Annotated in this window: 11 protein-coding genes and 10 tRNA genes; 16 read left to right on the top strand and 5 right to left on the bottom strand. The window is 41.9% G+C overall.

The genetic code is table 11. The features are described 5' to 3' along the window. Positions 1 to 112: 112 nt before the first annotated feature. From V7783_RS09915 to hemA, 5 genes are read right to left on the bottom strand one after another with little or no spacing between them, the layout of a single operon-like run. Positions 113 to 487, bottom strand: coding sequence for a SirB2 family protein (locus V7783_RS09915; RefSeq protein WP_335678572.1), 375 nt, complete (start codon positions 485 to 487; stop codon positions 113 to 115). Positions 488 to 518: 31 nt separating this feature from the next. Beyond that, complete coding sequence (locus V7783_RS09910; RefSeq protein ID WP_335678571.1) at positions 519 to 2,060, bottom strand: DUF3369 domain-containing protein; 1,542 nt, start codon at positions 2,058 to 2,060, stop codon at positions 519 to 521. Positions 2,061 to 2,110: 50 nt separating this feature from the next. Next, a complete protein-coding gene (prmC, locus tag V7783_RS09905; protein ID WP_335678570.1) occupies positions 2,111 to 2,953 on the bottom strand; it encodes a peptide chain release factor N(5)-glutamine methyltransferase in 843 nt (280 codons plus the stop codon). Positions 2,954 to 2,955: 2 nt separating this feature from the next. Continuing rightward, entirely contained in the window at positions 2,956 to 4,041 is a 1,086-nt protein-coding gene (gene prfA, locus V7783_RS09900) for a peptide chain release factor 1 (RefSeq protein ID WP_335678569.1), read from the bottom strand. Between the two features lie 7 nt (positions 4,042 to 4,048). Then, a complete protein-coding gene (hemA, locus tag V7783_RS09895; RefSeq protein ID WP_064668072.1) occupies positions 4,049 to 5,305 on the bottom strand; it encodes a glutamyl-tRNA reductase in 1,257 nt (418 codons plus the stop codon). 83 nt (positions 5,306 to 5,388) lie between these two features. Between hemA and lolB the strand changes: the two genes are divergently transcribed. From lolB to V7783_RS09815, 16 genes are all read left to right on the top strand, one after another. Continuing rightward, positions 5,389 to 5,976, top strand: a complete 588-nt coding sequence (gene lolB, locus V7783_RS09890; protein ID WP_335678568.1) for a lipoprotein insertase outer membrane protein LolB — start codon at positions 5,389 to 5,391, stop codon at positions 5,974 to 5,976. A 1-nt stretch (position 5,977) separates the two neighbouring features. After that, positions 5,978 to 6,859: a 4-(cytidine 5'-diphospho)-2-C-methyl-D-erythritol kinase gene (gene ispE, locus V7783_RS09885; protein WP_335678567.1), complete on the top strand. Its 882-nt coding sequence runs from the start codon at positions 5,978 to 5,980 to the stop codon at positions 6,857 to 6,859. Between the two features lie 76 nt (positions 6,860 to 6,935). Beyond that, a complete protein-coding gene (locus V7783_RS09880) occupies positions 6,936 to 7,883 on the top strand; it encodes a ribose-phosphate pyrophosphokinase (protein WP_064668075.1) in 948 nt (315 codons plus the stop codon). 160 nt (positions 7,884 to 8,043) lie between these two features. Next, on the top strand, positions 8,044 to 8,649 hold the full coding sequence (locus tag V7783_RS09875) for a 50S ribosomal protein L25/general stress protein Ctc (RefSeq protein WP_335678566.1): 606 nt from the start codon (positions 8,044 to 8,046) through the stop codon (positions 8,647 to 8,649). A 17-nt stretch (positions 8,650 to 8,666) separates the two neighbouring features. Continuing rightward, positions 8,667 to 9,251, top strand: coding sequence for an aminoacyl-tRNA hydrolase (gene pth, locus V7783_RS09870; protein ID WP_145240631.1), 585 nt, complete (start codon positions 8,667 to 8,669; stop codon positions 9,249 to 9,251). Positions 9,252 to 9,285: 34 nt separating this feature from the next. Next, positions 9,286 to 10,377, top strand: coding sequence for a redox-regulated ATPase YchF (gene ychF, locus V7783_RS09865; protein ID WP_335678565.1), 1,092 nt, complete (start codon positions 9,286 to 9,288; stop codon positions 10,375 to 10,377). A gap of 278 nt (positions 10,378 to 10,655) precedes the next feature. After that, positions 10,656 to 10,732: transfer RNA gene (locus V7783_RS09860), tRNA-Met, on the top strand. A 69-nt stretch (positions 10,733 to 10,801) separates the two neighbouring features. Then, positions 10,802 to 10,886 (top strand) — tRNA-Leu (locus V7783_RS09855). Positions 10,887 to 10,926: 40 nt separating this feature from the next. After that, positions 10,927 to 11,001: transfer RNA gene (locus V7783_RS09850), tRNA-Gln, on the top strand. A gap of 5 nt (positions 11,002 to 11,006) precedes the next feature. Next, a tRNA-Met gene (locus V7783_RS09845) sits at positions 11,007 to 11,083 on the top strand. Between the two features lie 90 nt (positions 11,084 to 11,173). Next, a tRNA-Leu gene (locus tag V7783_RS09840) sits at positions 11,174 to 11,258 on the top strand. Between the two features lie 40 nt (positions 11,259 to 11,298). After that, positions 11,299 to 11,373: transfer RNA gene (locus V7783_RS09835), tRNA-Gln, on the top strand. Between the two features lie 41 nt (positions 11,374 to 11,414). Then, positions 11,415 to 11,499, top strand: a tRNA-Leu gene (locus V7783_RS09830). Between the two features lie 40 nt (positions 11,500 to 11,539). After that, positions 11,540 to 11,614: transfer RNA gene (locus V7783_RS09825), tRNA-Gln, on the top strand. 122 nt (positions 11,615 to 11,736) lie between these two features. After that, positions 11,737 to 11,821 (top strand) — tRNA-Leu (locus tag V7783_RS09820). A 40-nt stretch (positions 11,822 to 11,861) separates the two neighbouring features. Continuing rightward, positions 11,862 to 11,936, top strand: a tRNA-Gln gene (locus V7783_RS09815). Positions 11,937 to 11,941: the final 5 nt, after the last annotated feature.

Below are 11,941 nucleotides of genomic sequence, written 5' to 3'. Positions count from 1 at the left end.
CATCTTAAATAGAAACTGAACGACTAGTTTACCTAGTTTTTAAAGCAGATACCAACGCCGCAGCTAAGTTTACTGTGCAAAGGTAAAAAATCCCCGTTGCACAGCGACTACTTTAAAGAAATAAAGCCGTTTTTGTAACAGCCAATTTACCAATGAGTGCTATCACCGCAGTAGTTACAACTAAAAACACCACTTTGAGACTGGTTTTTTGTTGTTTACTGGCAATAATTCCCAGTGCAATATAAGCGATTACGAGAATGATTTTTTCCAGTAACCACATTTGTTCTAGCGGATTAATTTTAGCTATCGCCATTAAAGCAATGGCTGAAATAAGTAAAAATGTATCGGTTGCATGACTGCCAATAAACACCAGTTTATTTTTAGCGATAGCGCCACTGCCGAGCCGAGAAAATGAACGAACATAAAATAAAACAATGCTTAAAACTGCAATTGCCATGTGTGTGTGTTTTACTGCTAAATAATCCATATGCCCCTAACTACTCTTTTAATGTTAAATTTTAATCTGGAAAACGCGTCAATATTTGCTCTAGCTCTGCAAAGTTATCATTAAATATATCAACTAGTTTAGGCTCAAAGTGCTTGCCTTTTTGCTGGTTGATTTCATTAACAACATCATCAGGTGTCCATGCTTCTTTATAGCAACGTTTGTGACGTAGCGCATCATATACATCAGCGAGCGCAACGATGCGACCAAACACATGAATATCAAGCCCCTGAAGACCTTGCGGGTAACCTGTACCATCCCACTTTTCATGATGATCACGTGCAATCTCAGCACCCGCATTAACAATTTCGCGGCGAGAGCCTTTTAATATCATAAACCCTTTTTGGGTGTGGGTTTTCATCACTTCCCATTCTTCATCCGTTAACTTAGCGGGTTTATTTAAAATAGCATCAGGAATACCCACTTTACCCACATCGTGTAGTGGTGATGCTAAGCGCACAAGCTCTGCCTCGCGTTTAGATAAGCCATAAGCCAGCGCTAAAGTATGGCATATATGCGAAACCCGTTTAACATGATTACCCGTTTCGGTTGAGCGCTGCTCAAGTGCTTCGCTTAAGCGAAACACCAGCTCTTGTTGGGTTGCTTCAATTTCTGATTGTAATTGCACATTTTCATACGCCAGTTGTACATTTTGCGAAAATATCTCAATTAAATGACGTTGCGTATCTGTTAAATACTTTGGAATGCCAGAAATAAACAGCATTGAATTATGATTATGTTCACTGCAACAATAGGCAAATAGGTAATTATCTTTATAGACAATGGTTTTATCTTTAAGTGCTTGTTTACAAGCTAATAACTGTTCGGTATTTAGCACGTCTTCAATTGCTTTGCCTTCACTGCGCTCAAAATCGCCTCGCCCAGAAAACACCACCAATTTATGTTGATTATCTTGCGGGTTACCTGCCACCAAACTGGTCGCGTACATGGCTTGATCGACCGTGCCTAGCAACGAAGTTAGTTGCTGCATTACGCCTTCGATAAAGTGGTCCAAGGAATGGGCGGAGAAAATATCTCGAGACGCTTTAATTATTTTTTCAAGCCCTTGGCGAGACTGTTCAATCGATAAAATATCGCGATAAGAGCGCAGGCTCGACATCACCACGGTAAATAGTTTTTGCGCGGTCAGCTCTGTTTTAGATTTATAATCGTTAATATCATAATTAACGATAACTTGGCGCTCTGGGGCTTGGCCTGGTTGGCCTGTACGTAGGATAATACGAATATGATTATTTTTAGCAACTTCACGAATATACTGCGCAACTTTTAAGCCAGCATCGTCGGTTTCCATCACCACATCAAGGAGCACAATGGCCGCATCAGGATTTTTATCTATCTGTACTTTTGCCTCAGCCCCTGAATACGCGCTGATAAATTCTAAACGCTTATCTTGAAACTCAAAATCACTTAATGCAAGTTTAGTAACAGCATGAACTTCTGGCTCATCATCAACAATTATAACTTTCCATGTGCCCTTTATTACTTCACAAATCTCTTCTTGCGGTTCGTCCGAAAACAAAAAATCATCCATCATACTGAGTCCTCAAAGGCGTTTATGCTGATCTCGCACTGTCATTGTTATAGTTATCCAGGCCACTGTGCGAGCGTTACACGATCATTATTCGCTAAATCTTTAACTGTAAGTATATTTGTATACGCCATTTCTGCAAAAAAACTATGCACTTTAATACTTTGTTGAAAACCATGCTCAATTAAAAGCGTCCCATTTGGGCTTAAAAAGTCACGCGCTTGGCTAATAATATACTTTATATCAGCCATTCCATCATCATCGGCCACTAATGCCGATAATGGTTCAAAACGTACGTCACCTTGGCTTAAATGAATATCATCGTGTTCAATATACGGAGGGTTACTAACAATTAGATCAAACTGTTGTGCTGTAACTTGGCTAAACCAATCACTTTGTACAAAGTTCACATTGGTAAAACCTAATCGCTGTTTATTTGTATTAGCCAGTGCCACTGCATCAGCGACTCTATCAACACCGGTTATTTGCCAGTCGGGCATTTCGCTGGCCAGCGCAAGAGCTATTGCTCCCGTGCCAGTGCCTAAATCAAGCACTTTGGCCGTTGTTGGCAGGGGTAAACCTAGCGCATGTTCTACCAGTGTTTCTGTATCAGGACGCGGTATTAAAGTGCTTGAATTGACTTGTAAAGGTAAGCTCCAAAACTCTCTTAAACCCGTAATATGAGCAACTGGCTCACCATTTAAACGGCGCTGACAATGTTCATCAAAGTGCTGCTGCTGCGCTGCACTAAGCTGTTTTTCAGGCCAACTGAATAAATAGCTACGTGGTTTTTGTAAGACATCAAGTAATAAAACTTGCGCGTCCAATTTGGCACTGTCGGTGCTACTTTGCAATAGCAAAGTAGCCCGTTTTATTGCTGATTCAACCGTGTCTGTCACGCTTATTCATCGCCCATCGCAGCTAATAAGTCAGCCTGATGTTCTTGCATGAGTGGTTCAACTACACAGCCTAAATCACCCGCAACCACTTCGTTTAAACGATAAAGTGTTAGATTAATACGGTGATCGGTAATACGCCCTTGCGGGTAGTTATAAGTACGAATACGCTCAGAACGGTCACCACTACCCACTAGATTTCGACGCTCCGATGCTTCGGCTGCATGGCGCTTTTCATCTTCTGCTTGTTGTAGGCGTGCGGCAAGAACTGACATCGCTTTAGCGCGGTTTTTATGTTGTGAACGCTCATCTTGACACTCAACAACCACACCGGTTGGTAAGTGAGTAATACGAATTGCTGAATCGGTTTTATTAACGTGCTGACCACCGGCGCCTGATGCACGAAAAGTGTCAACCTTAATGTCTGCAGTATTAATTTGAATAGCTTCCGCCTCAGGGACTTCTGCCATTACCGCCACAGTACAGGCTGATGTATGAACACGCCCTTGCGATTCAGTTTCTGGTACGCGCTGAACGCGGTGAGCGCCTGATTCAAATTTTAACTGTCCGTAAACACCTTCACCACTAATGTTAGCAATCACTTCTTTGTAACCGCCGTGCTCACCTTCATTAGTACTAACTACTTCAACTTTCCACTTCTTAGTTTCTGCGTAACGGCTATACATACGGAACAAGTCACCAGCAAAAATGGCCGCTTCATCACCACCTGTACCAGCACGTACTTCTAAAAATACATTGTTATTATCACGTGGATCTTTAGGGAGCATTAATACTTGAATTTGCTCTTCAATTACCTGAATTTGCGCTTTTGCTTCTTTGTATTCTTCTTGCGCCATTTCACGCATGTCTGGGTCTGAATCCTTGAGCATTTCCTCAGCGGTTGCAACATCATCTTGTGTTTGCTGATACGCTAAAAACGCTTTAACGATTTCTTCCAGCTCTGAGTACTCTTTTGAAAGCGTACGAAAGCGATTCTGGTCACTGATAACTGACGGATCACTTAGCAGTGCTTGCACTTCTTCGTAGCGCTCTACTAAAGTTTCTAACTTACGATATACAGACTCTTTCATGTAACTGCTATTCCTGATCAATACCTAACATTTTCTTTAATTGGCTTAACTGGGCAACTTCACCTTTTTTTGCCGCGTCTTGAATTGCACGGGTAGGCGCGTGCATCAGGCGGTTGGTTAATTTGTTGGCCAGCTCTAAAATAATTTGTTCTGCATCTTTACCGGTATTTAATTGGCTTATTGCCTTATCAACCAGTTCTGATTTTATATCATGTACATCTTGGCGGTAACTGCGAATTAAATCGACAGAGTCGAGTGAACGCATCCACATAGCAAATTCCGCACAGCGCTGAGTAATGATCACTTGCGCTTCATCGGCTGCTTGCTCCCTTGAAGCGATATTTTCGCTTACTATTGCCTGTAAGTCATCTACCGAATACAAATAGGCAGCATCTAATTCACCAACTTGGCTTTCGATGTCACGTGGTACAGCAATATCAATAAATAACATCGGCTTATTTCGACGTTGTTTAAGCGCTTGCTCAACCACCCCTTTACCAATAATCGGCAAGGTGCTGGCAGTTGAACTAATCACTATATCTGCTTGATGTAACCGCTCCGGTAATTGTGCCAAGGCAATAACATCCGCATTAACATCTTCCGCTAATAAGCGGGCACGCTCAATGGTACGATTCGCGACGGTAATTTGCTGAGGATCATTTTGATATAAATGTTTAGCTACCAGTTCAATGGTTTCACCAGCACCAATTAAAAGCACTTTGGTTTTATCTAGCTTGCCATAGATATGCTTGGCTAAATTAACCGCAGCATAAGCAACAGACACGGCACTTGCACCTATATCTGTTTCAGTACGAACTTGTTTGGCGACCGAAAAGGTTTTTTGAAATAACCGGTCAAACACCACACTGACTGAGTTGTGATTTTTAGCACTATTATATGCCTGCTTAATTTGACCCAGTATTTGCGGTTCACCGAGCACTAATGAATCGAGTCCACAGGATACCCGCATTAAATGATTTATCGCGTCGTTATCTTGGTGGCAATATACATTACTGCTCAGTTCATATTCATCCAAGCCATGGAAACTAGCTAACCATTGCAACAGTATTTGGGAATTTTGCTGGGCAAGGCTACAATAGATTTCTGTACGGTTACAGGTTGACACAATAACCGCTTCATTAAACTGATCGTGATCACTCAGTTGCTGTAATGCTTCTGATAATTGCTCAGGCGAAAAGGCAACCTTTTCTCGTAATTCTACAGATGCGGTTTTATGATTAATACCAAGTGCTACTATGGTCATATGTGCCAAATATTGCTAAGCCGTGCTCGAAAGACGATAATTTTACCAAAAATCAGCGGAATATGGAAAGTAAGGAACGACATTTGATTCGACTATATTTGATTTTACTCACATTTTTTTTATTTTTAAGTGGCTGCGCACAGCAAATTCGGCCACAAACTGCTCTTTATGAAGACTGGAAGTCGCAATTATCCCAACAAAGTAACTGGCAAGTGGAAGGCAAACTGGCTTTTATCAGCCCTGACGAACGCCAATCAGCTAATTTAAACTGGCAACAAAAGGATGAGTTAAACCAACTAATTCTAACTAGTTTTATTGGTACCCGAGTTTTGGCATTAACGCAAAATAGTCACGGTGCAGAACTTGAATACGATGATGACGTTTATTATGACGTAAATGCATCGCGCTTACTTGCTCGATTAACGGGTTTTACTATTCCAATGGACAGTGCCGATGACTGGTTAAAAGGCACGGTTGACGATACAAGTTTACAAGTCGATGAACTTGGTCGAGCTAAGAGTGTAAAGTGGCATGCAGCAGATGGTGCGCAATGGCAAATAAACTACGCTGACTATCAACAATATGCTGGGTTTTGGCTCCCTAAAAAGCTGACATTAAAACACCGCGATATTAAAATAAAAATTCAACTCTATGAGTGGCACTTTGACTAACATGACTAAGCACACTATGACTTCTTTTTCGTTATTAGCTCCGGCAAAACTAAATTTATTTTTACATATAAATGGTCGTCGTGAAGATGGCTATCATGAGCTCGAAACCTTATTTACATTTTTAAATTACGGCGATCAACTCACTTTTACTTTGATTGAAACGACAGAGATTGAAGTCACTGGCGACACCTTCGATATTCCACTTAAAGATAATTTGATCTATAAAGCGGCTGTTTTATTACAAAAACACAGTAATTCAGTTTTTGGTGCAAAAATAAATTTAACTAAAATATTGCCCATGGGAGGCGGTGTTGGCGGTGGCTCTTCCGATGCCGCAAGTACACTTTTAGCACTGAATAAATTATGGCGCTGTCAATTATCCCTGCAAGAATTAGCACAACTTGGTGTGCAACTTGGTGCTGATGTGCCTGTATTCATTAACGGCAAAAGCGCCCTAGCGCAAGGCATTGGCGAGAAGTTGGTCGATGTTGAGCTGCCGCAAAAGTGGTATTGTGTCGTGCATCCAAGTGAACATGTCAGCACTGCAAAAATTTTTACTCACCCCGATTTAAAACGCGATACACCGAAGCTAAATGGCAACTGGCAACAGCGCACATTAGGCAATGATTGTGAGCCTTTAGTTAAAAAGCTCTGCCCTGAGGTTGAAAAGACCCTCCAGTGGTTGCTAAAATACGCTCCGTCTAAGATGACTGGCACAGGTTCATGCTGTTTTGTTGAATTTGCCACGCAAAAAGAAGCGCAACATGTTCTTGAAAATCTCCCCGATAGCTGGGACGGTTTTATTGCCAGCAGCGTTAATATCTCTCCTGCCCATACGCAGTTGAACGCTATTCATTTAAGCAATGAAGTAACGTACAAGTAAATAAAGTTTAAGTTAATAAGCTATACTTTATGTATCGCTTATTAGTCCAGAAATTCAGTGCCTGAGGAACCCTACCGTGCCTGACATGAAGCTCTTCGCTGGTAACGCAACACCTGAGTTAGCTCAAAAAGTTGCAAAACGTTTATATATTGAAGTTGGCGATGCTGTTGTTGGCCGTTTTAGCGACGGTGAGATCAGTGTTCAAATTAATGAAAATGTTCGTGGCTCGGACGTTTTTATTGTGCAATCAACCTGTGCCCCTACTAACGATAACTTAATGGAGCTAATCGTTATGGTTGATGCCTTACGTCGTGCATCTGCAGGTCGTATAACAGCCGTCATTCCTTATTTTGGTTATGCACGTCAAGACCGCCGAGTGCGTTCTGCCCGTGTACCAATCACAGCTAAAGTCGTTGCAGATTTCCTCTCAAGTGTTGGCGTTGACCGTGTTCTTACGGTTGATTTACACGCAGAGCAAATCCAAGGCTTCTTTGATGTACCAGTTGATAACGTATTCGGTAGCCCTGTGCTACTTGAAGATATGAAAGAGCGTCAGTTTGATGATGTTGTTGTTGTATCACCAGATATCGGCGGTGTAGTACGTGCCCGTGCTATTGCTAAATTATTAAACGACACCGATCTTGCCATCATTGATAAACGTCGCCCACAAGCGAATGTTTCTCAAGTCATGCATATTATTGGTGATGTTGAAGGTCGTGACTGTATCATCGTTGATGATATGATCGACACTGGCGGTACTTTATGTAAAGCAGCTGAAGCACTTAAAGAACATGGCGCTAAGCGTGTATTTGCATACGCAACTCACCCTGTACTTTCTGGTAAAGCGGTAGAAAACATTCGTAACTCAGTAATTGATGAAGTGATTGTAACTGACTCAATTCCACTGTCTGCTGAATTAAAAGCAATTGATAAAATTAAAGTGTTAACACTTGCAGACATGCTAGCGGAAACAATTCGCCGTATTAGCAACGAAGAATCTATTTCAGCGATGTTTGAACACTAAAACTATTTAGTTACAAACCCCTGATTGAATTAAAGCGCCTCTGTGGCGCTTTTTTTATGTGTCGTGTTTCTTTTGATCAGCGGTGGTGGTATGATAGCGCGCCTTTTGGCTAGGGACCTTGGTCGCAAAGGCCCTACACTATTTATTTATTGGAGACATTATGTCTAACGAAACTTATACATTTAATGCAGAATTACGCACAGCAACAGGTACAGGTGCGAGCCGCCGCCTACGTCGTGAAGATAAAATCCCTGCGATCCTTTACGGTGCTGACAAAGAAGCTGCATCACTTACTTTTGAACACAAAGATATGATCAAAGCACAAGAAAGTGAAGGTTTTTACACTCACATTCTTACTCTTGATATCGCTGGTGAAAAAGTTGAAGCTATCCTTAAAGATATCCAACGTCACCCGTTCAAGCCTAAAATCACTCACCTTGATTTCCAACGTGTAGATGCTGCTCACAAACTTCACACTAAAGTGCCAGTTCACTTCATCGGTGAAGACGTAGTAACTAAAGCAGGTAACACTGTAGTTCACCAATTAACAGAAATCGAAATCACGTGTCTTCCTAAGTCACTTCCTGAATTCGTTGAAGTTAACGTATCTAGCCTAGTTGCTGGTGATTCAATCCACATCTCTGACGTTAAACTTCCTGCAGGTGTTTCTTCTGTTGATTTAGCGAAAGGTGCTGATCACGACCAGTCTATCGTAACTATCAAAGCTAACAAAGCTGCGCCAGTTGAAGACGAAGCTGCAGAATAATTTTTAAGGTTTGCACCTTGAATTCTATTCAAATGCTTGTGGGCCTGGCTAATCCAGGCCCCGAATACGCAAATACACGCCACAATGCAGGTGCTTGGTTCATCGAGCAACTCGCTGCACGCTACAACTGTACGCTAAAACATGATCCTAAGTATCACGGCCTGACCGGTAAAGTGATCATCCAAGGTCAAGAATTCAAATTACTGATCCCCACGACTTATATGAATTTAAGTGGTAAAGCGGTCGGTAGTTTAGCCAACTTTTTCAAAATCCCTGTTGAGAGCATTTTAGTTGCCCATGACGAAATGGATTTAGAACCTGGTGTTGCCAAATTAAAGAAAGGTGGCGGACACGGTGGCCATAATGGTTTAAAAGACATTATAGCAAAAATGGCAAATCAAAAAGATTTCATGCGCTTACGCGTTGGAATAGGTCATCCAGGGCATCGTGAAATGGTCACCGGATGGGTGCTTGGAAAAGCAGCCAAGGAAGACCAAGAAAAAATGGATGCCGCAGTAGATGAAGCAGTTCGTTGTATGGAAATACTTGCAAAAGACGGTGTGTTAAAAGCACAAAACAGACTACATTCGTTTAAGCCATAATCGGTTCAACGGATCTAAACAAGGTATCTTAACTATGGGTTTCAAATGTGGCATCGTCGGTTTGCCTAATGTTGGTAAATCAACACTTTTCAATGCATTAACCAAAGCGGGTATCGAAGCCGCTAACTTTCCTTTTTGTACCATTGAACCAAATACGGGTGTGGTACCGGTGCCAGATCCTCGTCTAGACGAGCTCGCAAAAATTGTTAATCCACAACGCATTCTTACCACGAGTATGGAATTTGTGGATATCGCAGGTCTAGTAAAAGGCGCATCAAAGGGTGAAGGCTTAGGTAACCAATTCTTAGCTAATATCCGTGAAACCGATGCAATTGGTCACGTAGTTCGCTGTTTTGAAGATGAGAACGTAATTCACGTAGCGGGCACAATTGATCCAGCTGATGATATCGACGTGATCAACACTGAATTAGTACTTGCGGATATGGACAGCGCTGACAAAGCAATTTTCCGTAACGCGAAAAAAGCCAAAGGTGGCGATAAAGACGCCAAAGAGCAAAACGCTGTTCTTGAAAAAGTAAAAGTACACCTTGATGAAGGCTTAACTTTACGCTCTTTAGCACTGACAAAAGAAGAGAAGGCAGCGATTGCGCCTATCAACTTCTTAACCATCAAACCAACAATGTATATTGCTAACGTTGCTGAAGATGGATTTGAGAATAACCCACACCTTGACCGCGTACGTGCAATTGCCGCTGCTGAAGATGCGGTTGTTGTGCCTGTATGTGCCGCGATAGAATCTGAACTGTCTGAGTTAGATGATGAAGACAAACTTGAGTTTATGGCCGATCTTGGCCTAGAAGAACCAGGTTTGAACCTTGTGATCCGTGGTGGTTATGAATTACTGCATTTACAAACCTACTTTACTGCGGGCGTAAAAGAAGTACGTGCATGGACAATTCCTGTAGGTGCAACAGCGCCACAAGCTGCTGGTAAAATTCATACTGACTTTGAACGTGGCTTTATTCGTGCGCAAACTATCGCTTTTGATGATTACATCGCTTTTAAAGGCGAAAGTGGCGCAAAAGAAGCAGGTAAAATGCGTCAAGAAGGTAAAGAATACATAGTTAAAGATGGCGATGTAATGAACTTCTTGTTCAACGTTTAACAACATGCCACTATGACTTAACACATTTAGTGATTTTTAAAGGCTCGTTTTTACGAGCCTTTTTTATTTCTGCATTACTATTAAATATTGGTGATAGTAAATAAGTCACTACAAAGCTGTTAAAAAAACACCATTTTTATTAAAATTTAGCCTGTTAGCCTATTTTTCCCGCAAACAAACCACGATACGTGTTTTTTTGCAAAAAAGGTGTTGACGGATTTGGGTCATATCAGCATAATACGCCCCGCACTCAGCGATGAAGTGCTAACAAAAAAGATGGCTAAGTAGCTCAGCTGGTTAGAGCACATCACTCATAATGATGGGGTCACAGGTTCAAATCCCGTCTTAGCCACCATTTATTTTTTGTTACTCAATGAAGAGTTAAAAATAACTACCTCAGTTTTGATTTATCAAAATTTGAAATGCGGGAGTGGCGGAATTGGTAGACGCGCTGGATTTAGGTTCCAGTAACTTCGGTTGTGAGAGTTCAAGTCTCTCCTTCCGCACCATGTTCTCGATAAGAACTCAAACTATCAAATAATTCTTTGTTGGGATATCGCCAAGCGGTAAGGCACCAGGTTTTGATCCTGGCATTCCCAGGTTCAAATCCTGGTATCCCAGCCAACAATGGCTAAGTAGCTCAGCTGGTTAGAGCACATCACTCATAATGATGGGGTCACAGGTTCAAATCCCGTCTTAGCCACCATTTCTTTTTTAGAAGTGGCTCTGCAAGAGTTAAATTGCAACTCAATGAAGAGTTTAAAATAACTACCACGTGTTTAATTACACAAAGTATGCGGGAGTGGCGGAATTGGTAGACGCGCTGGATTTAGGTTCCAGTAACTTCGGTTGTGAGAGTTCAAGTCTCTCCTTCCGCACCATGTTCTTGATAAGAACTCAAACTATCAAATAATTCTTTGTTGGGATATCGCCAAGCGGTAAGGCACCAGGTTTTGATCCTGGCATTCCCAGGTTCAAATCCTGGTATCCCAGCCAACTTCTTCTACCAAAGAATGTTGCATTAAGAATATAGAACTGCGGGAGTGGCGGAATTGGTAGACGCGCTGGATTTAGGTTCCAGTAACTTCGGTTGTGAGAGTTCAAGTCTCTCCTTCCGCACCATGTTCTTGATAAGAACTCAAACTATCAAATAATTCTTTGTTGGGATATCGCCAAGCGGTAAGGCACCAGGTTTTGATCCTGGCATTCCCAGGTTCAAATCCTGGTATCCCAGCCAACTTCTTCTACCAAAGAAATGTTGTATAAGAATATAGAACTGCGGGAGTGGCGGAATTGGCAGTTGTCTTGAATTAGACGCTGGATTTAGGTTCCAAAACGATTAACTGCATTCTAAGAACTGCGGGAGTGGCGGAATTGGTAGACGCGCTGGATTTAGGTTCCAGTAACTTCGGTTGTGAGAGTTCAAGTCTCTCCTTCCGCACCATGTTCTTGATAAGAACTCAAACTATCAAATAATTCTTTGTTGGGATATCGCCAAGCGGTAAGGCACCAGGTTTTGATCCTGGCATTCCCAGGTTCAAATCCTGGTATCCCAGCCAACTTC

Origin of the sequence: Pseudoalteromonas sp., from assembly GCF_036960685.1 — a bacterium.
Lineage (GTDB): Bacteria > Pseudomonadota > Gammaproteobacteria > Enterobacterales > Alteromonadaceae > Pseudoalteromonas.
Note: the sequence above shows the minus strand (reverse complement) of the source record. Positions and strands in the feature narration are given on the sequence as shown.